This is a genomic window from Acinetobacter sp. YH12095, assembly GCF_013419245.1.
GTDB lineage: Bacteria > Pseudomonadota > Gammaproteobacteria > Pseudomonadales > Moraxellaceae > Acinetobacter > Acinetobacter towneri.
Window position 1 is genome coordinate 1 of record NZ_VPAL01000009.1, and the last position, 20,895, is coordinate 20,895.

Genomic DNA, 20,895 nt, shown 5'->3' on the forward strand with positions numbered 1-20,895 from the left:
GATATGTGAAGCTGACCAATACTAATTGCTCGTGAGGCTTGACTATACAACACCCAAACAGTTGGGGTTGAATGCTCAATCGATTCAAATCCAATCAGTCAATACAGACTGACCTTGATTTAGTTAACGCTAAACAATAAAATTCAGACCCAATAGCCAACCTGTTAATAACTCATTTGGAACAAAGTAAGGCATTACATGCAAAAGCAGAGTAACTAAGACCCGAACAAGTCCATAAACAGTTGTGCTGGCGACCATAGCAAGAGTGAACCACCTGATCCCTTACCGAACTCAGAAGTGAAACCTCTTCGCGCTGATGGTAGTGTGGGGTTACCCATGTGAGAGTAAGTCATCGCCAGCTCATTATTCGAACACCCTCAACAAATGTTGAGGGTGTTTTTTTATGTAGAAAAGAAAAGTAGAATGAATAAAAAAACCCTTAAACATAATTTAAGGGTTTTAAATTTATTTAAATATCAAATATTTAGAAATGTGCTTCTAAGCCTAAATATGGGCCTTTAAACTCTAATTGAGTTTCCTGATTGGAATCTTGATTGAGCTTAATATCTAAAATGCGATAGCCCGCTTTTAAACCCACATCGACCAAAACGGTATCGACAAAGTTATATTTAATTTCTGCCTGAGCATCACGAACTTCATTGTCGCTATTTTTGGCGTAATTTGCTTCAGCTTTGGCACTTAAACCCGTAAACGGTAATTTAACTGCTGCCTCTGCATATAACATAGCTAAAGTTTCACTGACGTCTTGTGTTGAAAACAAATTAGATCTTAAGTCACCTTCAAGTACTTTGGCGCCAAATCCAACATCTGCTGCAACAATGTTATCTAAAATTTCATAATATAAAATGAAGTCTGAGTAATCTAAATCCAGCTGATTGATTTTTACACCAGCAGCGCTTTGCTCGCTTTCGGCCTGCAAATTGGCATGCTTAATTTTGGCATTGGGTAAAAAAGGAACAGGATGTTCTACTGCCAGAGTAAAGGGTAAGGCAAAATCGTCATCTAAGTTTGGTGATAACTGAGCCTGATTCCAGTCTGCGCTATATTTCCAATAATCTACACTGGCTTTTACCCCAATAATATCGGCATGAACCGCTGAACAACCAATTAAACTGCATGCTAAAGCAAAACGTTGTAATGTAAGCATATAAACCCTAGTATTTTTCATCATCATTTGGGATGAATGGTTTAGTGTTGTGATGTTCTCGTGACAAAAAATCATGTGAAATATTGTCCAACTTAGCGCATCATACATTTTCTTGAATCAAAATTCTTGTAAAAATATAGCCTAATTCGCGCCAAAAATAGAGGATTTCAGTATGCAAAATACCCATCCACCTGTCGATTACCCGCTCTATCTTGCCAATAAAGCCGTAGAAACAGGGCAATGGTTAGCCGTTCAGCATAAATATTCTCAAAAAGTATATGCGCGTGTTGCACTTGCCGATGAAAAAAGTATTGAAAAGGCCATTCGTGCAGCCGTAAAAGCAGAAGCTGAAATGGCAAAATTACAGCCCTTTCAAAAACAAAAAATTCTGTTGCATTGTGTGCAGCGTTTTCAAAACATGCGTGAAGAATTGGTCGAAATTTTAATTGCCGAAGGTGGAAAACCACGTTTGGCTGCGATGGCAGAAGTCGAGCGTTTAATTAATACCTTCCAAATTGCGGCAGATGCGGTGTCACAACTAGATGAAGGGCGTATTTTGCCGTTGGCAGTGACGGCTGCTGCTGCGAATTATCAAGGGATGGTTAAGCATGTACCCATTGGTACCGTGTCTTTGATTAGTCCTTTTAATTTTCCGTTGAATTTAACTGCACATAAAATTGCACCTGCGATTGCCGCAGGTTGTCCTTTTGTATTAAAACCTGCCAGTGCCACGCCTATTTCAGCATTGAAAATTGCAGAAGTGTTGGCAGAAACAGATTTACCTAAAGGTGCGTTTTCGGTATTGCCTTGTGAGCGTGAACAAGCTGATGTTTTAGTGACAGATGACCGCTTTAAACTGCTCAGTTTTACCGGTTCAGATGTGGTGGGTTGGGATATGAAAGCCCGCGCAGGACGCAAAAAAGTAACGCTAGAGTTGGGCGGCAATGCAGCAGTGATGATTGAACCCGATACTGAATTGAATGATGCATTGATTCATCGCTTAATTGGTGGTGCGTATAATCATGCTGGGCAGGTGTGTATTAGTGTGCAACGTATTTTGGTGCATGCTGACGTATATGCCGAACTGAAAAAGAAACTTGTGAGCCAGCTCAAGAAAATTAAAGCGGCAGATCCTGATTTAGACAGCACTTTGGTCGGGCCAATGATTAAGGAAGCTGAAGCGCAGCGCTTGAAAAAGTGGATTGATAAAGCGGTGAAAAAAGGTGCAAAAATATTGGCAGGTGGCGAGCTGAAAGGTGTGATGTTTGAGCCGACTTTATTGGAACAGGTCGATCCAAACTTGGAAGTTTATAAAGATGAAGTTTTTGGCCCTGTTGCCATTTTGGAAAAATATTCATCTTTTGAGCAAGGGATTGCACGTATCAACCAAAGTCGTTTTGGTTTACAGGCGGGTATTTATACACAAAGCTTGGAAAAAATGCTGTATGCATGGGATCAGTTACAAGTTGGTGGGGTGATTATTAATGATATTCCATCGTTCCGTGTGGACAATATGCCTTATGGTGGAGTGAAAGATTCGGGTTTAGGGCGTGAAGGGATTCAATCTGCTATTCGGGATATGCAGGAAGAGCGTTTATTGGTAATTAAGCGTTAAGTATCTGATCTAATGATGCATCGTTATAAATAAAGAGAAAGGATGAGTTAACTCTGAATTTTGAGATGATTGATTACAGTGCTGTAGTTCGGTGAATAATAGGCTACAGCGCTGCTAAAATAGATGAAAATTAAAATAACTCAAATAGCATCAAAATTTCATTCCAAATAGTTATACGATTTATAACTAAAAAATCAAGTCAAAATGGAGTGGAATTTGAACGTTTGATTAAAAAAATGCATACAAAAAGCATCTTTCTAAGCAGAATTTACAGAAAAATTGTTCAAAAATGAGTATTGTTAAGCCATACAAAAGCGCAATATTGGGCAAAGACTTTAAGCAAGATTTTCCGAATATTTCGCTGTTTGACCTTTAGAATTTGATGCTCAAAAGGTGTGACTCTAAAGCAAACACCCAGATTTTCATTTTTTGCAGGATATTTTTTGCGTGCGCTAAAGTACCGTTATATAAAGTAAATTTAAGCTAATGAAAAAGCAAGTTATTTATATAAAAGGTCAGAATTAAAAAACAAGCAGCAAAAAATAGCCTGAAGTTTAGGTGTTCTATGACAGATTCTCGTGAGAGTTGGTCCGCGCGATCAGGCTTTATTATCGCAGCCATTGGTTCTGCGGTCGGGTTGGGCAATATTTGGCGTTTCCCTTATGTTGCCTATGAAAATGGCGGCGGCGCATTTTTAATCCCTTATTTAATTGCGATCTTTGCCGCAGGTTTGCCATTGCTGTTTTTGGACTATGCAGTTGGGCATAAATACCGTAAAGCACCACCAACCGCTTATAAAAAGCTCATGAACAGTGAAGCATTGGGCTGGTGGCAGGTGATGGTGACTTTGCTGATTGGTATTTACTATGCCAGCGTATTGTCTTGGGCAGGCAGTTATATGTTCTATTCCATTGGTCAGCAATGGGGAACAGACACTGAAAAATTCTTTTTCACAAGCTACTTACAAAATGGTGAAGGCTTAGCCTTTGGTTTTGTACCAACCTTATTTATTGGTCTAGTCATCGTATGGACGGTGGTGATGTTCATTTTATACGGCGGGGTGAAAAAAGGGGTTGAGCTGTCAAATAAAATCTTTATACCACTTTTGCTGATTTTGTTCTCTATTCTCGTGGTTCAAGCTTTACGTTTACCGGGTGCAGTCGATGGCTTAAATGCTTTCTTTACGCCTAACTGGGAAGCGATGGCGAACTATAAAGTATGGTTAGCTGCCTTTGGTCATATCTTCTTCTCACTTTCAGTGGGTTTCGGGATTATGTTGACCTACTCATCTTACCTAAAACGTAAAACCAACTTGACTGGTTCAGGCTTGGTGGTTGCACTTGCAAACTCATCTTTTGAAATTTTAGCGGGTATTGGTATTTTTGCTGCGCTTGGTTTCATGGCGTACAGCGCAGGTTCATCGGTAGATGAAGTGGTTTCTGGTGGTATTGGTTTAGCCTTTATTGCATTCCCGAAAATCATTTCAAGCTTGGGTGCAGGTGGCGATTTATTTGGTTTCTTATTCTTCGCTTCATTGACGGTTGCAGGGGTGACCTCAATGGTGAGTATTCTGCAAGTGCCCATTGCTGCGTTCCAAGACAAACTGGGTTGGTCGCGTAAGCGTGCAGTAACCATCATTGCGGGTGGTTCAGCTATTGTTTCAACCATTTTATTCTCTACCCACAGCGCGATCACTTTTGTCGACATCATTGACTACTTTGCCAACAACATTGGTATTGTTGGTGGTGGTTTATTGTCGATCATTTTGGTGACTTGGTTCCGTCGTCCATTGCTCAAAGAATTGCAGCAACACGTTAACCAATACTCAAGCATTAAATTGGGTTGGGGCTGGAATTTCCTATTAACCATCGTGACTCCGCTTTCATTGCTCGTGGCTTTAGGCTTAACCCTGAAATCTATTTTTGCAGAAGGCTATGGTGGTTATCCATTACACATTTTACTCACCGTGGGTGGTGGTACCGTGGTGCTCTTTATTATTGGCGCGGTATTGCTTAGCCGCTTAAAAGATCACGACGCAGCGGAGAAATAAGATGAATACATCTGCATTGGTGATGTTGATTATTTCAACAGTGGTACTTTGGGGTGGTTTGGTTTTGGCGATGATTCACCTGATCAAAAACCCAGATGAACTCGAAGACTAAGCATTTTGCTGAAACGGGTGCGATGTTGTAAGGCATTGCACAGCCTGAGCAAAAACAAGCACTGCTTTGTTTGCAGCGCAAGGCGCAGCGAAGGACAAGCATATTTTTTGCTGCTATTGCGTTATGTGCCAGTCATTTAGAATGACTAAATTTCCTGTCCCATGCCTTATATCAGCTAAAAAATATGCGTCGTCGCAAACATAGACGAAGTGTCAACAGACCCTAAATTAACCCTTGATTGATTCAAGGGTTATTTTTTTGGAAAGGCTATTAAATGAGAAGAATCGTTAAAACAGAAACAGCTTAGGCGGTTTTTTCAATACGACAATAATAAAAACCATCCCCGCGTCCTTGTTGCGGCAATAATTGGCGTCCATACAGTTGTGGAATGCCCCAATCTGCATCAATTTTGACTTCTTTGGCATTTTGATGTTCGGCAAAGAATTGCTGCATTTGCTGTTCATTTTCGGCTTTTAAAACCGAGCAGGTAATGTAAAGCAAGGTGCCACCAACTTTGAGTTGCTGCCACATCTGCTGCAAAATCTGTTGCTGTAATGCCACCGTTTGCTGAATATCGCTAGATTGACGCAGCAAACGAATATCTGGATGGCGACGCAAGACTCCAATTGCAGAACACGGTGCATCCAATACAATACAGTCCACTGCTTCACTGGCATTCCATGTGGTTGCATCGGCAGCCAAAATTTCAACTTGCGCTTCTTGATTCAGTTGCAGACGTTCTAGATTTTCGCTGACACGTAACAGACGTTTGGTATCCTGATCTATGGCAATCAATTTTTTAGGCTGAAATTTTTCAAGCAGATGCGCTGTTTTACCACCGGGTGCTGCGCAGGCATCGACTACCACTTTGCCATCTAAATTTGGCAAGAGCGTTGCACACAGTTGGGCATGTTCGTCCTGTACGGAAAATACGCCTTCATCAAAACCAGGCAAGTCTGGAATGTGCACATTTTGCAGCATCACAATACCGACTTCAGACACGGTGCAAGCTTCTGCAGCAATCTCTTGTTCCTGCAAAATTTCTAAATAGTCATCGCGGCTGATTTGGCGTGTATTGACTCTTAAAGTCAGAGGCGCGGTTTGCTTTAAAGTTTGCGTCAGTTGTTCTTGTTGTTCAGGCCAATCTTTTTTCAGACGTTTATACAACCAACTTGGCAAACCATGTGCCTGCGCCAAAGCCTTTTGAAATTCCGATGTTTCACGTGAAACACGACGCAGAATTGCATTCACCACACCGCTGAGTGCTTGATAGCCCAATTGTTTGGCTGCAGTTACGGTTTCAGAAATTGCGGCATGACTGGCTACACGAGTACAAAGCACTTGATATAAGCCGACATATAAACAGGTTTCAATAGTTTCATTGTTGAGTGGTTTCACCAACAGCGGCAAAGTAATGCTTTTTAGGGCATACCATTGACGCAAGGTGCCCAAAACCAGCTCATGAAATAGAGCGCGGTCACGTTCTGCGATTTTACTTAAATGTGCAGGTAAGACGCTCGCCAACGATTGCCCTTGTTGTACAGCCAATAGCGTACGGATGACTTGGGCACGCAAGTTCAAATGTGAGTTGCCTGATTCAGAATGGCTCATGCGAGAACTTGTCCTGTTTGAAGTTTTTGAGTTTGAATGATTTGCACAGGATTCAGCGGTTTAGCGCCTGGCCATTGCAACGAGCTTAAGCATACAGCTTGTTGATCGCCACAAGCGACGTGTACGCCTTGTTTGTCCAGTTTTAAAATTGTGCCTGCAGCTTTGCCTTGTGCAGATTCATCCGATAATGCTGAACCCCAAACGCGCAAGTTTTGAGTGTCATCTAAAGGGATAAACGCCACAGGCCACGGATTAAAGGCACGGATATTACGGTCAATTTCGGCTGCAGTTTGTGACCAGTTAATTTGCGCTTCGGCTTTCGTCAGTTTGTGTGCGTAGACCGTCAAGGCTTCATCTTGCACTTCACGCGCAGCCAAATAGTCTTGCAATTTTTGCTCTGAAGCCAATACTTCAACAATCGCTTCAGCACCTTGCTGTGCCAGTTTGTCATGTAAAGTGGCAGAGGTGTCTGTGGCAGTAATTGGGCATAGGGTTTTATACATCATATCGCCTGTATCTAAGCCTGCAGCCATTTTCATAATGGTAATGCCTGTTTCGGTATCACCTGTGGCAATAGCACGCTGAATCGGCGCTGCACCACGCCAACGTGGTAGTAAAGAACCGTGAATATTCAAGCAGCCATATTTTGGAGTATCTAAAACCACTTGCGGCAAAATTAAACCATAGGCAGCAACCACCATCACATCGGCATTCAATGCAGCCAATTCTTGTTGAGCCGCCAGACCTTCTTCAGTAGATGATTTAAAATGTAAAGGTTGATAGACAGGAAGATCGTGTTGTAGTGCCAATTGCTTCACCGCAGATGCTGTGAGTTTTTGTCCACGTCCTGCTTTACGGTCAGGCTGGGTGTAAACCGCGACAATCTCATGTTCGGTGTTCAGGAGTGCTGCCAAAGCGCTTGCAGCAAATTCAGGCGTACCTGCAAAAACGATTTTCAATGGAAATCAACCCATAGTTTTAGATGACGCGGCAATTATAACAAATTGCGGCTCAAAGGTCGGAACGGGTTGTAACAAATCCACCTTGTCGCTGTGCTATAAATTATTATGATAAAAATTAGTAATGCAAAATTTAAAAATTATTCATGAAAGTTTTGTATTGCATTCAGTATGATCAACAAGGTGCTGTGGGTTCTCGTCACTTTTTATCCATCATAAAGTTGGTAAAGCAGCAGCCTTACTACCTCAAGCTGTAGTAAAATAGAAAGACTCTTAAACTATTTTGCAGTGATACAGATCTTGCAAACAGTATTATTTCGCCAGAATGAATTTCAGATTCATTTCAGCACAACCAAGTTGGAACTTTATAATGCCTGACTATCGTTCAAAAACATCGACACACGGAAGAAATATGGCGGGTGCACGCGGCTTATGGCGTGCAACGGGTATGAAAGACGAAGATTTCGGTAAGCCGATTATTGCGGTGGTCAACTCATTTACCCAATTTGTACCTGGCCATGTGCATTTAAAAGACCTCGGTCAAATGGTGGCAGAGCAAATTCAGGCGGCAGGTGGTGTTGCCAAAGAATTTAACACCATTGCTGTAGATGACGGGATTGCCATGGGTCATGACGGCATGTTGTATTCATTGCCATCGCGTGACTTGATTGCCGACTCGGTAGAATACATGGTCAGCGCACACTGCGCCGATGCAATGGTGTGTATATCCAACTGTGACAAAATCACACCAGGGATGCTGATGGCTGCTATGCGTCTGAACATTCCAGTGGTGTTTGTGTCTGGCGGCCCAATGGAAGCAGGTAAAGTCAAAATTCGTGGCAATGAACACGCGATTGACTTGATTGACGCGATGATTGTGGCGGCAGATGACAACTATACGGATGAAGAAGTTGCTGAATATGAGCGTTCTGCATGTCCAACTTGTGGTTCATGCTCAGGGATGTTCACTGCAAACTCAATGAACTGCTTAACAGAAGCTCTAGGTTTATCTTTACCGGGCAACGGTTCAATTGTAGCAACTCACGCCAACCGTAAAAAACTGTTTGATAAAGCAGGTCAGTTGATTGTGGAATTGGCCAAACGCCATTATGAACAAGACGATTACAGCGTATTGCCACGTTCAATTGCAACCAAAGCATCTTATGAAAATGCTATGACGTTGGACATTGCCATGGGCGGTTCAACCAACACCGTACTGCACTTGTTGGCGGCTGCCAATGAGGCAGGTGTGGATTTCACCATGGATGACATTGACCGTTTATCACGTAAAGTGCCTGTACTATGTAAAGTAGCGCCTGCAAAACAAGATGTTCACATGGAAGATGTACACCGTGCGGGTGGCATTATGTCTATTTTAGGCGAGCTGGATCGCGCAGGTTTATTGGACACTTCAGTAGGCACAGTTCACGAAGCGACTTTAAAAGATGCTTTGGATAAATGGGACATCATCCGTACCGAAAATGAAGACGTTTACCAGTTCTTCCGTTCTGCACCGGGCGGCGTACCCACCCAAACAGCATTCTCACAAGACCGTTACTATTCACGTTTAGATGGTGACCGTGACAATGGTGTGATTCGTAATGCAGAACACGCTTTCTCTAAAGATGGTGGTTTGGCGGTACTTTACGGCAATATTGCTTTAGATGGCTGTATTGTAAAAACTGCAGGGGTGGATGATTCTATTTTGAAATTCAACGGCACAGCACGTGTTTTTGAAAGTCAGGATGCTGCAGTAGACGCGATTTTGGGCGGTAAAATCACAGCGGGTGATGTGGTGGTGATTCGCTACGAAGGCCCACGTGGTGGCCCAGGTATGCAAGAAATGCTCTATCCAACCAGCTATTTGAAATCGAAAGGTTTAGGTAAAGAATGTGCATTACTGACTGATGGTCGTTTCTCGGGCGGTTCTTCAGGTCTTTCAATTGGTCACGTTTCTCCAGAAGCGGCTGAAGGTGGCGCGATTGGTCTGGTTGAAGATGGTGACCGTATCGAAATTGATATTCCAAACCGCAGCATTCACTTGGCGGTAGATGACGCAACCATGGCGGCACGTCGTGAAGCGCAAGAAGCTAAAGGCTGGCATCCTGCAGAAGAACGTCCACGTAAAATTTCTAAAGCGTTGAAAGCCTATGCCATGCACACTACCAGTGCGGCAAAAGGTGCGGTACGTGAAATCTAAGCAGTACTTAGCAATTTAAGCTGCCACAAAAAGCACTCCAAAATTGGGGTGCTTCTTTTATGAGCCTGTTATGAGCAACGTCAGTAGTGCAACAAATTTGAGCAATGAAATTAGACAGGCATTTTCGTTTACATCCTACCTGCTTTCGATACAATGAAAAATAAAATAAATCGTCATAATGAACACGACATTTCACCCATCTCGCTAAGGAATCAGCCATGAGTAAACAGAATATCCGCGAACATTCAGCCGAAGTCTATGAAGGCATTGAAAATGCACCTGCACGCTCCATGATGCGTGCGGTGGGTTTTAAGGATGAAGATTTTACTCGTCCATTTATTGGCATTGCATCGACTTGGGCCAATGTCACACCATGTAATATGCATATTGATGGCTTGGCGCGTGAAGCAGAAACAGGCGTGAATCAGGCGGGTGGTAAAGGCATTATTTTCAATACCATCACCATTTCAGACGGGATTTCAAACGGCACTGAGGGTATGAAATATTCACTGGTTTCACGTGAAATCATTGCCGATTCAATTGAAGCTGTGGTGGGCTGTCAGGCCTATGATGGGGTGATTGCCATTGGTGGCTGTGATAAAAACATGCCGGGCTGCATTATGGGACTGGCGCGTTTAAACCGTCCGGGCTTGTTTGTTTATGGCGGCACGATTAAACCTGGTGCAGGACATACCGATATTATTTCGGTGTTTGAAGCCGTGGGTCAGCATGCCAAAGGTGAAATTAACGAAATTCAGGTCAAACAAATTGAAGAAGTGGCTTTGCCAGGTGCAGGCTCTTGTGGTGGCATGTACACCGCCAACTCTATGGCATCGGCCATTGAAGCATTGGGCATGAGTTTGCCGGGATCTTCAGCACAAGAAGCTGTTTCTCAAGATAAAATGGATGACTGCCAACGCGCAGGCGAAGCGGTCATGAATCTGTTACGTCTGGATATTAAACCACGTGACATTATGACCAAATCTGCCTTTGAAAATGCCATTAAAGTATTGATTGCTTTGGGTGGATCGACCAATGGTGTGTTGCATTTGATTGCCATGGCACATTCTGCAGGGGTTGAACTCACACTAGATGATTTCGTGCGTATTGGTCAGGAAACCCCAGTGGTGGCCGATGTACGTCCATCGGGCAAGTATTTAATGTCGGAGCTGATTGCCATTGGCGGCATTCAACCGTTGATGAAACGCATGCTAGATGCAGGCATGCTTGATGGTTCTTGCTTAACGGTTACAGGTAAAACTTTGGCAGAAAACTTGGCCGATGTTGCCGATTATCCTGAAGGTCAGCAAATTATTTTACCGTTTGATGCGCCAATCAAAAAAGATTCGCACTTGGTGGTTTTAAAAGGCAACTTATCGCCTACGGGCGCAGTGGCAAAAATTACAGGCAAAGAAGGCTTGTATTTTGAAGGCCCTGCACGTGTCTTTGAAGGTGAAATTGGTGCGATGCGCGGTATTTTAGATGGCGAAGTGCAAGAAGGTGAAGTGGTGGTGATTCGCGGCGAAGGCCCTAAAGGCGGCCCGGGTATGCCAGAAATGCTGAAACCAACTTCTGCAATTATTGGTAAAGGTTTGGGTAATTCAGTCGCGTTAATTACCGATGGACGTTTTTCGGGTGGCAGTCACGGTTTTGTGATTGGGCATGTGACCCCAGAAGCGTATGAAGGCGGGCCAATTGGTCTGGTGAAAAATGGCGATAAAATTTCGATTAATGCCGAAACCCGTGAAATGACTTGGCATGTGTCGGAAGAGGAAATGGCAGCACGTAAAGCGGCATGGGTCAAACCAAAGCCAAACTATACCCATGGTGCATTGGCGAAATTTGCTAAATTGGCATCGGGCGCAGAAAAAGGTGCAGTGACTGATCTGAATTTAGAGGTCTAATTGATCATTTTTATATGAATTGATATAAATCCTTGTGTACTATTGAAGGACGAGCGCACATGATTTGCATGTGGCTTGTCCCCAAACCACAAGGATTTTCTTTTTAGAGGCTGATCTCATGTCACTGTTACGCCGTTGGTTCGATCCGATCAGATCGAGTTGGTTTTATCAAAAACCATCTCGGCAAGCGGTGTTGCCCACGGAACACGGACTGAGTGTGTATTTACGTCTAGATGATGTATATAGCTATTTGGCGGTACAGCAGTTGCCGCAATTAGAAGATATTCTGGCCGATGAATTAAAACCTTTAACCGTGGTGATTTCGCGGCAAAGTGGCGATGCACCGAATCAAATGTCGGCTGCAGAATGGCAAAATTATTGTATTCAAGATGCACAAATTCTTGCCAAACAACACCGTTTTAGTTTTCACGATAGCCCTGAACCACCGACTGCAGAGGCCTTAATGCAGGCAGAAGCTATTTTGCGGCATACGCCGTTACGTGGTCAGGATTTCTTGTATTTACTCGAAGATGTGTTTCACATGCTGTGGCAAAAGCAGTCGGGTAAATTACGCACTTTATATGCCATGTCCAGCCGTCATCATCAAATTCAGGATTTTCCTGAACGGGTTTTTGATGATGCACCTGTATTGGCCAGTTATTTTGAGTTTGGTGGACGTAAATATCATGCGGTCGATGATTTATTGCGTTTGACACGCCGTTTAAAACAACAAAAATTACTCACCGATAATCCTATTTTCTTGATCAATCACATTGAATGGCGAGAACATTTAATTAGTGATGCCGAAGAACTCAATGAAATTCAGGCACTCGACCCTGAACTGGATTTGTATATTGCACTGGAAGACCCGATTTCTTGGTTGTTATTGGCGTATATCAAAGAAGAATTAGCTGCCTATTACAATATCCATTTGAATGTGTATCCCTTGTCTTATCATGGACGCGACTGGTTTGACTGGAGTTTGGCAACACGTTTATCTAAACGTACTGATGTTGCGTTTACGCCGTTTTGCCGCCCGACTGAGCAGGCGACTTATCAAATGGCACAACTGTATTACAGTGCGCCTGAAGAACAGCGTGTGGATGCCATGTATCGCATTTTGCAGGCGGTATGGACGAGGGGACAGGATTTATCCTTTAAAGCGCATTTTGAGCGTATGCAGCGTGAACTGGAGTTAGATCAACTGACCACAGCCGATGTGACCGAGTTGCTCAAAGAAAACGATATGCTGTGTGAAATGAAATCTCAGCCCGATTTTCCTGTGTTGGAATTGCGCATAGATGGGCAAAGCTACGTGTTTAACAGCTTATATCGGGTGTGGATGATTGAAAGTATTTTCAGTAATGTGTTAGAAGAAAAGTATAAGAGTGAAAACGAAACCGAAACTGAAAGTGTAGCCCAAGCCCATGAACAATGAAAAAGTAAACTCATTACAACAAGCACGTGACAAAATAGACCAAATTGATGTGGCTTTAATTGAACTGATTGCATCGCGTCAGTTTTATGTCGATCAGGCCATGCGCCATAAACAGACTGTGGAAGATGTACAGTCACCGCAGCGCGTGAAAGAAGTGATTGAAAAAGTCCGTACTTTGGCTCTGCAACATGCAGTCGATCCTGACATGGTCGAGCGTTTGTATCACGATATGATTCAGCATTTTATTCAGCGTGAATTAAAAGAATTCCGTCCTTAATTGATCTATCCCTAAGTTTGGGCGATGCTTCAAACGCAGCCCAAACTTTGCGTTTTTGCGGTAAAACCGCGTATTTATATGCCATCTTGGTATTCAAAGCATAATTTTTAAAAATAATTTGCTTATTTTTTCTGCAGGTGGTTTTAAGCGCAAAGCCTTGCCTGTCTTGGCTTTGCTGGGTTTTTAAAAAGAATTGGTAAAAAAAAGAATATGATTTTATTACATTTTTTAATATTGTAAGTTTGCTTTATTTTAAAAAGTATATATATTGTATATACATCTTTTGCAAAGCAGTCTTTATTTTGGAGAGATCAGCAATGAACGAGCAAATCAAAAAAATAAAGACAGGCAAGAAAGATGGACAACTTTTAATTCGTATTAATAGTACTGAACGTGATGAATTTATTCGTTTATGTGAAGAACTTGATACTAGTGCTGCTCGTGAATTAAGAAAATTTATTCGTAGTTTTGTGAAACAACACAATGGCAACGAATAGCCTTACTAAGGAGTAATACCATGGCTAAGCAAGTTAAATCTTTGAAGCAACAAATCAAAGCACGTTTGAAAAAGATTTCAAAACATAAAGGCAAATTGAAGCAACTTAAGCAAGAGCTTAAAAAACAGAAATAAGCCAAGTAAAAGCATTATCTCTTAAAAACGGTTCATTCTAGACAGACCGTTTGAGGTAAAAAAAGACCGAACAATCACTGTTGTTCGGTCTTTTTGCATTGTTTCGGCATTTACTTAGGTTCAAGCAAATGACCGCAAGTTCTGATTAAGAGGGATCACGCAAACTAAAGAACCAGTTCAGGAACAAGGCTGCAAAAGTTGCTGTCCCAATCCCGCCCAAGTTAAAGCTGCCCAATTGCAACGCAAAGTCACCCGTTCCTAAAATAATGGTCACGGCAGCCACCATCAGATTTTTGTTTTTAGAAAAATCGACTTTGTTTTCAATCCAGATTTTCGCGCCAGCAATGGTAATCAAACCAAATACCACAATCGAAGCGCCCGTTAAAATGGCGGTAGGAATGGTATGGATGATTGCCCCAAATTTTGGTGATAAGCCAAGGAAAATAGCAAAGACCCCCGCCACCACAAAAATAATCGTGGAATACACGCGGGTAACAGCCATCACCCCAATGTTTTCACCATAGGTAGTCATACCCGGTGCACCGACACCACCTGCAAGGGTTGTGGCAACACCATCGGCTACAAAGGCTTTACCAATGTGTGGATCGAGGTTTTCACCAGTCATGGCACCTACTGCTTTAATGTGTCCCAAGTTCTCTGCCACCAAAATGAAGGCAATTGGGGCAATAATCAGCATGGCATTCACATCAAATACAGGCGCATGAAAGTCTGGTACGCCAAACCAAGCGGCTTGCTGAATCGGTGCGAAGTTAATTGGCGTCCCCCAACCCATGACATTGGTGACTACAAAATAGATCAGATACGATATGAGCAAGCCAATCAGGAGCAAGAGGCGTTGCAGTAAACCTTTGGTAAATACGGCAATCATGCCCATACATAGCACAGTCACCAAGGCCATCCACATATTAAATGGATTGCCTGCAACCGCTTTGACCGTGACAGGAGCAAGGTTTAAACCAATGATCATCACCACCGCACCTGTCACCACAGGTGGCATTAATTTTTCAATCCAGCGGGTGCCAGTAGCCATCACCAAAAAGCCAATCAGGGCATATAAAATACCGCAGGCAATAATCCCGCCTGCCGCAACCCCAATATTGGCATTTAAACCGCCTGCTGCGCCTGCATAGCCTGTGGCAGCAATCACCACCCCAATAAAGGCAAAGCTTGAGCCTAAATAACTTGGAACACGCCCACCTGTCATGAAAAAGAACAGGATGGTACAAATTCCTGACATTAAAATGGCAAGGTTCGGATCAAAGCCCATTAAAAAAGGTGCAAGTACAGTGGCACCAAACATGGCAAATGCGTGTTGTATCCCCAATACAACGGTTTGTGCAGGCGGTAGATACTCATTGGTACCTACAGGACGTGCATCAATGCTGCCTTCATAAGGGCGCCATTTGGGAAACCAATTGGACATAAAGTAAGCACTCAAAAGCTAAATTGAGCACATCATACTCTTGTATTGCCTAAATTTTTTAAAAATTTTGCCAGAAAACAGATCAGCTGCTTATTTTTAGGATTAAATTTTACTATTTGATAAAATTTACATTTAATATAAATAAGTAATTTTATTTATAAATTTAAAGAATGTATTGCTGCATTAGTGGGATGAAAACAGACTAAGAATAAATTTAATTGCACATAATTTAGGCTGGTTTTTTTGCCTCGTAACGCATGTCTTAGTCCATGTCTGCTTTCACGTTATTATGTCCACTGTGTTTGGCTTTATAAAGCATGAGCCTAAGTCATTTCTAAGAGAGAGCAGTAGCCACAAGCAGAGTACAGACTCTGCTTGTTGTGCTATTCGTAGAGGCTTAACCTGTATTGCGTAAGCCTGCTGCAATCCCTGCAATGCTTACCATGAGGGCATGATCGACAGGGGTATGTTCGGCATTCTGTTCTGCCAAATATAAACGACGACGTTTCATCAACTCTGCCTGTAGCAAATGCAGTGGCAATAAATACGGTTTACGCACCCGCATCGATTGATCTAGCACATCATTGCTGCTGAGCAATTGCGATTCACCTTTGAGGGTCAGTAGGGTCGTCACAGCATCACGCAGACGTTGACGGAGTTGCTCACCCAGTTGTTTTAAGTCTTCGTCATCGGTCAGGTTAGATTCGTAGTACAGGGCAATATTGCTGTCGGCTTTAGATAGCACCATTTCTAGCATATCAATTAAAGTCTGGAAATACGGCCAATCGCTGAGCATTTCATCCAAAGTGGCTTTTTGTCCCTGATCGAGCGTTTGGTTAATTGCTGCGCCTGTCCCTAACCAAGCAGGCAGCATCAAACGGATTTGTGTCCATGCAAATACCCATGGAATGGCACGTAAGGATTCAATTCCACCGCTCACTTTACGTTTCGCGGGACGTGAACCGAGTGGCAACATTTGCAATTCCAGCTCTGGCGTGACAGTGCGTAAATATTTCACAAAATGCGGATTTTCACGCACGGTTTGACGATAGACCTGCACCGAAAGTTCGGTCATGTTATCCATCAGCTCGCGCCATTCTGCTTTCGGCACAGGTGGTGGCATCAGCGTCGCTTCTAAGGTTGCAGCGGTATAGACTTCCAGATTTTGTAAGGCAACCCCTTCAAGCCCAAATTTAAAGCGAATCATTTCACCTTGTTCGGTGACGCGAATTGCACCTGAAATAGACCCTGGAGGTTGTGAGAACAATGCTTGTTGCGTTGGCGCACCGCCACGGCTGATGGAACCACCACGACCATGGAATAAAGTCAGCTGCACAGCATGTTGCTGCGCTACCGCAGTCAGTTCTTCCTGCGCGCGGTACTGTGCCCAGTTGGCAGACATGAAACCTGCATCTTTGGCGGAGTCTGAGTAGCCAATCATCACCTCATGTTTGCCCTGAATATGCTGTTTGTACCAATGCATATTAAATAGGGTATTCATGGTTTGGGCAGCCCCATCCAAGTCTTTCAGGGTTTCAAACAGCGGCACCACACGCAAAGGATGCTGAATGCCCGCTTCTTTTTGCAGCAATAACACTGCCAATACATCACTTGGATATTCCGCCATGGAAATAATATAAGCGCCCAAACTTTCCTGCGGCTGTGCAGCCAAAGTGCGCATGGTGGCAAACACTTCTTGCACATCGGGATGTTGAATCAGGCTTTGTGCAGGTTCTTGCATGAATTTTGGCAATAACGGACGTTTACTTTGTAGCTCTTGAAGCAAGAAGTTCTGACGCGCTTGTTCAGTCCAAGTTTCAAAATTGCCCAAACCTAAATATTCGGTAATGGCAGAAATGGCTTGACGATGACGTCCCGATTCTTGGCGAATATCCAGTTTTAGTAATTCAATGCCGAAACAATTCACACGATGAATTAAATCCAACAATTTGCCGTTCGCAATGTCTGATAATTGGCAAGCCGTCAGCGAGCGATAACACAGCAATAAAGGCTGTAACAACTCGTCTTTGTTTTTTATCACCAAACTGTCATCAGCCTCTTTGCCTTGCAGTTTCGCTGCTAACCAGTCGCGGGTGGCTTTTAGGCGTTCTCGGGTGTCGCGTAAATATTCACGGTACGGCTCGGCATGGAAATGTCCCAAAGCATCTGCCAATTCTGGGCTGCATTGCTGAATGGAGAGTTCCCAACGCAGGTTTTCAATATCACGTAAATACAGTTCTGCTGCTTTCCAGCGTGACAGCCACAGCACTTCTTGAGTAACTTTATGAGTGACATTCGGGTTACCATCGCGGTCACCGCCCATCCAAGAGGCGAAACGTACAGGTGCAACGCTCAGCGGTAGGCTTTGTCCACAATGTTCCTGCACAATGCTGTCTAATTCACGCATGAATTTAGGCACCGCATTCCACAGGGTTTGTTCGATGGTGGTAAAGCCCCATTTGGCTTCATCGACAGGGGTTGGGCGATGTTGGCGAATTTCATCGGTTTGCCAAGCCGAGCTGATCAGCTGTTTTAAATCTGCCAAAACTGCCTGACGTTCACGTGGTGTCAGTTTTTGCTGATCCATTTTAAACAAGCAGTCATTAATATCGTCATATTTTTGAATGAGGGTACGACGGCTGACTTCAGTCGGATGCGCAGTTAAAACCAACTCAATTTTTAGCTCGCAGACTTGTTGAAAGAGTGTTTCTGCAGAAATTTGGTTGTCTTTAAACTTGATAAATAAGTGATCTAGCGGGTTTGGAGAAACGCCATTTTCATCAAATTCGCTTTGGCGACGGCTCCGCACCACATGATATTGCTCAGCGATGTTGGCAAAATTCAAAAAGTGGGTAAAGGCACGGGTGAGCGGTAAGATTTCATCATCTTCCAGACTTAAAAACAGTTGTTCGAGTTGTTTTTCAGCTTCGGCTTGTCCATCGCGCGCGCCTTTAGATAAGGCACGAATTTGTTCGACCTGATTAAACAAATCTTGTCCTGCGTGTAACTTGAGGGTTTCACCCAATAAGTTGCCAAGTAAGCGTACGTCATCGCGTAGAGGAGCATCAATTTGTTGAATCATTCGTTGTTCTCCATGTTCTGTGTTTTTCTACTCTGTTAAGACTATACCCCGATTTAGCTACAATCCAAGCGGGCTATCTACAAAAGTTGCATGGATTTTGCGCATCTGAAGTTATAGTGCCAAGTGGCAGTATTTAGGAGAGAAATACAGGACGGAGATATGAGTCAGTTGATCATTCGTATATGTGCAACGTGAGAGTTAGATTTCGCATGATGAGGCTGCAAAATTAGCTTGCTCAGCCATAACGCAGCATAAAAATACCAATTGCATCTTCAATAATCTTTTGAGATTGTGCAGCATCGGGCACGGCACGTACACCGAGTAAAACTTCATGGTGACGTAAACCATGCAGTAAGGAAACGATCAATTCAGTTTGCGTTTTTGGTTCATCGGCCTGAATAAACTGCAATTCTACTGCTTGGCGAAAGAAGCTTTCCCACATCGCGCGAAGTTTGGCATGTGAGGCATTGTAAAACTGCAATGCCAACGGATTTTGCTCCGAGGCCAGTTCCATCAGCAAATGTTCTAATTTAATCGCTTCAGGCATATTGACCAAGTTCAAGGACAGTTTACAGGCTTGGTATAAGGCCTGCTTAAAATTGCTATGTGCAGTCAAGTCCAAAGGTTGTGCTTTGAGCAGACTTTCACAGGTTTCTTCAATGGCACAGGAAAATAAGGTGGCTTTGTCTTGAAAGTGGTTATACACCGTTAATTTGGTCACGCCTGCTTCACGTGCAATCTGATTCATACTAGAACCATGAAAGCCCAACTTTAAAAACAAGTGTTTTGCCGACATTAAAATGCGTTGGCGTTTTTCTAAATCTTTTGGTCGTCCGACATGAATCTGCACACGCTCATCCTAATTTGCATCAGTACAACTGGAAAATGACGCTTCAGTTTTAATTAATGTACCCAGTGGTATATTAATTAAAAAATAATCAATTTAATATAGGGGTTTGCACGCACTTCATAAATGGCTTGCGCTGTAGGCTAAAACTGAGCAGATCAGGCATGAAACGCAGGGAATAGCGAGACTATTACCAAGTTTCATAACGCAATCTGAGAAAGTTTTAGCCACAGTCCTTTGGAACAAGCATATTTTTTACTGCTATTACGTTATGAGTCAGTTACTTAGAATGACTAAGTTTCCTGCCTCATGCCTTATATCAGCTAAAAATATGCGCTGTCGCAAACATAGACGAAGTGTCAGCAAACCCTACCGTATTCTGCCCTAAAAAAAACGTTTAAATAAGAGCAAACCTGATGAACACGACTCAGAATCTCATTGCCAGCCTGATGCTGCTGTGCTGTATCACCCTAATTGGATGCAGTAAGCAAAAAACCGAGGTTGAACAGGAAGTCCCTTTGGTGATGGTGACCCAGCCCAGCAGTTTACATCTTGAGCAAAAAAGCTATGCAGGCGAGGTGCAAGCACGTCAGCAAACGGCTTTGGCATTTCGGGTTGCAGGGCAAGTTACACAGCGTTTTGCCGATGTGGGAGATCAGGTCAAAGTTGGGCAAGTCTTAGCAAAACTGGATGTGCAAGATGCAGCATTGCAGCTCAATGCCGCGCGTGCGCAACTGGAAAGTGCGCAATCTGCTGCAAAAATTGCTAGCGATGAGTTACAGCGTTTTCAGCAATTATTACCCATGAATGCCGTCAGTCGCTCGCAATATGATGCAGTCAAAAACCAGTATCAACATGCCATGGCGCAGTTGAAACAGGCGCAGTCCAATTATGCGGTTAGTAGTAATCAAACCGACTATAACCAGTTACGGGCCACAAAAAATGGTGTGATTACTGAACGCAATATTGAAGTTGGGCAGGTTTTAGCGGCAGGGCAGGTCGCTTATCAATTGGCGATTGATGGGGAACGTGAAGTCGTGATTGGCGTACCTGAACAAGCGGTGGGTGAAATTCGAGTCGGGCAAGAGGCAACGGTAAGTTTATGGTCACAACCCGATACCCGTTTTGCAGGCACGGTTCGAGAAATTTCCCCTGCGGCAGATCAGTCGCGTACTTTTAAAGTCAAAGTGGCTTTACGTGAAGGCAATGCACAGATTCAATTGGGGCAAAGTGCGCGGGTATTTCTGACTCGCCAAGCCAATCAGGGTTTATATGTGCCTTTATCTAGCGTGTCGGCAACAGGGCAACAAGCTTTTGTTTTGGTCTTACAGCCAGACTCAACCGTGCGCCAAATTCCTGTTACATTGGGCGCTTATGGACGTGACAGCGTGCCTGTACTGAGTGGCTTACAGCCGCAAGATTATGTGGTGATGGGTGGGGTGCATTTACTGCGTGATCGACAAAAAATTCGCCCGATTAACCGTGACAATCAAGCTGTACAGGCAGTCAATCCAACAGCTCAGGCAGCTTCTGCGGCCACACAGACGGAGCGTTAAA

The 20,895-nt window shown here is 43.4% G+C and carries 15 protein-coding genes and 1 rRNA gene; 10 read left to right on the forward strand and 6 right to left on the reverse strand.

The features are described from left to right. Positions 1-246 precede the first annotated feature (246 nt). A 5S ribosomal RNA gene (gene rrf, locus FTU35_RS07875) occupies positions 247-361 on the forward strand. A gap of 123 nt (positions 362-484) precedes the next feature. Here rrf and FTU35_RS07880 read toward each other — a convergent pair. Beyond that, positions 485-1,168 (reverse strand): TIGR04219 family outer membrane beta-barrel protein, encoded by a 684-nt coding sequence (locus tag FTU35_RS07880; RefSeq protein ID WP_154321225.1) that lies wholly within the window; start codon positions 1,166-1,168, stop codon positions 485-487. 172 nt (positions 1,169-1,340) lie between these two features. On the opposite strand from FTU35_RS07880, the gene FTU35_RS07885 reads away from it, so the two are divergent. The 3 genes from FTU35_RS07885 to FTU35_RS07895 all read left to right on the forward strand — a co-directional run bounded on the left by FTU35_RS07885 (position 1,341) and on the right by FTU35_RS07895 (position 4,945). Further along, entirely contained in the window at positions 1,341-2,783 is a 1,443-nt protein-coding gene (locus tag FTU35_RS07885) for an aldehyde dehydrogenase family protein (RefSeq protein WP_154321224.1), read from the forward strand. Between the two features lie 565 nt (positions 2,784-3,348). Next, positions 3,349-4,833, forward strand: a complete 1,485-nt coding sequence (locus FTU35_RS07890) for a sodium-dependent transporter (protein ID WP_104852799.1) — start codon at positions 3,349-3,351, stop codon at positions 4,831-4,833. 1 nt (position 4,834) lies between these two features. After that, positions 4,835-4,945, forward strand: coding sequence for a methionine/alanine import family NSS transporter small subunit (locus FTU35_RS07895; RefSeq protein WP_004970370.1), 111 nt, complete (start codon positions 4,835-4,837; stop codon positions 4,943-4,945). Between the two features lie 303 nt (positions 4,946-5,248). Here FTU35_RS07895 and rsmB read toward each other — a convergent pair whose 3' ends face one another. Both rsmB and fmt read right to left on the reverse strand, forming a co-directional pair. Next, positions 5,249-6,556 carry a 16S rRNA (cytosine(967)-C(5))-methyltransferase RsmB gene (gene rsmB / locus FTU35_RS07900; RefSeq protein WP_180064645.1) on the reverse strand — a complete coding sequence of 436 codons (1,308 nt, stop codon included), beginning with the start codon at positions 6,554-6,556 and terminating at the stop codon, positions 5,249-5,251. Then, entirely contained in the window at positions 6,553-7,515 is a 963-nt protein-coding gene (gene fmt, locus FTU35_RS07905; protein WP_179994460.1) for a methionyl-tRNA formyltransferase, read from the reverse strand. The genes rsmB and fmt overlap by 4 nt, the downstream gene beginning before the upstream one ends. Positions 7,516-7,885: 370 nt before the next feature. On the opposite strand from fmt, the gene ilvD (FTU35_RS07910) reads away from it, so the two are divergent. From ilvD (FTU35_RS07910) to FTU35_RS07930, 5 genes are all read left to right on the forward strand, one after another. Further along, complete coding sequence (gene ilvD, locus FTU35_RS07910) at positions 7,886-9,715, forward strand: dihydroxy-acid dehydratase (RefSeq protein ID WP_019837334.1); 1,830 nt, start codon at positions 7,886-7,888, stop codon at positions 9,713-9,715. Positions 9,716-9,933: 218 nt separating this feature from the next. Beyond that, entirely contained in the window at positions 9,934-11,619 is a 1,686-nt protein-coding gene (ilvD, locus tag FTU35_RS07915) for a dihydroxy-acid dehydratase (RefSeq protein WP_004970362.1), read from the forward strand. 118 nt (positions 11,620-11,737) lie between these two features. Further along, positions 11,738-13,057, forward strand: a complete 1,320-nt coding sequence (locus tag FTU35_RS07920) for a hypothetical protein (protein ID WP_179990365.1) — start codon at positions 11,738-11,740, stop codon at positions 13,055-13,057. Continuing rightward, positions 13,047-13,334: a chorismate mutase gene (locus FTU35_RS07925; protein WP_179988877.1), complete on the forward strand. Its 288-nt coding sequence runs from the start codon at positions 13,047-13,049 to the stop codon at positions 13,332-13,334. The genes FTU35_RS07920 and FTU35_RS07925 overlap by 11 nt, the downstream gene beginning before the upstream one ends. A 317-nt stretch (positions 13,335-13,651) precedes the next feature. Beyond that, positions 13,652-13,831 (forward strand): hypothetical protein, encoded by a 180-nt coding sequence (locus tag FTU35_RS07930; protein ID WP_004970356.1) that lies wholly within the window; start codon positions 13,652-13,654, stop codon positions 13,829-13,831. A gap of 279 nt (positions 13,832-14,110) precedes the next feature. Here FTU35_RS07930 and FTU35_RS07935 read toward each other — a convergent pair whose 3' ends face one another. From FTU35_RS07935 to FTU35_RS07945, 3 genes are all read right to left on the reverse strand, one after another. Further along, a complete protein-coding gene (locus tag FTU35_RS07935; protein ID WP_004970352.1) occupies positions 14,111-15,409 on the reverse strand; it encodes a solute carrier family 23 protein in 1,299 nt (432 codons plus the stop codon). Positions 15,410-15,806: 397 nt separating this feature from the next. Further along, the gene (gene ppc / locus FTU35_RS07940) at positions 15,807-18,491 is read right to left on the reverse strand and encodes a phosphoenolpyruvate carboxylase (RefSeq protein WP_180064646.1); all 2,685 of its coding nucleotides are present in this window, start codon (positions 18,489-18,491) and stop codon (positions 15,807-15,809) included. A 235-nt stretch (positions 18,492-18,726) separates the two neighbouring features. Beyond that, on the reverse strand, positions 18,727-19,341 hold the full coding sequence (locus FTU35_RS07945; RefSeq protein WP_019837343.1) for a TetR/AcrR family transcriptional regulator: 615 nt from the start codon (positions 19,339-19,341) through the stop codon (positions 18,727-18,729). A gap of 413 nt (positions 19,342-19,754) precedes the next feature. On the opposite strand from FTU35_RS07945, the gene FTU35_RS07950 reads away from it, so the two are divergent. Further along, complete coding sequence (locus FTU35_RS07950; protein ID WP_168525909.1) at positions 19,755-20,894, forward strand: efflux RND transporter periplasmic adaptor subunit; 1,140 nt, start codon at positions 19,755-19,757, stop codon at positions 20,892-20,894. Position 20,895 lies beyond the last annotated feature (1 nt).

Bases quoted from the DNA above. Each gene is read 5' to 3' on its own strand.
- FTU35_RS07880 (WP_154321225.1), bottom strand. From the start codon at position 1,168: ATGCTTACATTACAACGTTTTGCTTTAGCATGCAGTTTAATTGGTTGT.
- FTU35_RS07885 (WP_154321224.1), top strand. From the start codon at position 1,341: ATGCAAAATACCCATCCACCTGTCGATTACCCGCTCTATCTTGCCAAT.
- FTU35_RS07890 (WP_104852799.1), top strand. From the start codon at position 3,349: ATGACAGATTCTCGTGAGAGTTGGTCCGCGCGATCAGGCTTTATTATC.
- FTU35_RS07895 (WP_004970370.1), top strand. From the start codon at position 4,835: ATGAATACATCTGCATTGGTGATGTTGATTATTTCAACAGTGGTACTT.
- rsmB (WP_180064645.1), bottom strand. From the start codon at position 6,556: ATGAGCCATTCTGAATCAGGCAACTCACATTTGAACTTGCGTGCCCAA.
- ilvD (WP_019837334.1), top strand. From the start codon at position 7,886: ATGCCTGACTATCGTTCAAAAACATCGACACACGGAAGAAATATGGCG.
- ilvD (WP_004970362.1), top strand. From the start codon at position 9,934: ATGAGTAAACAGAATATCCGCGAACATTCAGCCGAAGTCTATGAAGGC.
- FTU35_RS07920 (WP_179990365.1), top strand. From the start codon at position 11,738: ATGTCACTGTTACGCCGTTGGTTCGATCCGATCAGATCGAGTTGGTTT.
- FTU35_RS07925 (WP_179988877.1), top strand. From the start codon at position 13,047: ATGAACAATGAAAAAGTAAACTCATTACAACAAGCACGTGACAAAATA.
- FTU35_RS07930 (WP_004970356.1), top strand. From the start codon at position 13,652: ATGAACGAGCAAATCAAAAAAATAAAGACAGGCAAGAAAGATGGACAA.
- FTU35_RS07935 (WP_004970352.1), bottom strand. From the start codon at position 15,409: ATGTCCAATTGGTTTCCCAAATGGCGCCCTTATGAAGGCAGCATTGAT.
- ppc (WP_180064646.1), bottom strand. From the start codon at position 18,491: ATGATTCAACAAATTGATGCTCCTCTACGCGATGACGTACGCTTACTT.
- FTU35_RS07950 (WP_168525909.1), top strand. From the start codon at position 19,755: ATGAACACGACTCAGAATCTCATTGCCAGCCTGATGCTGCTGTGCTGT.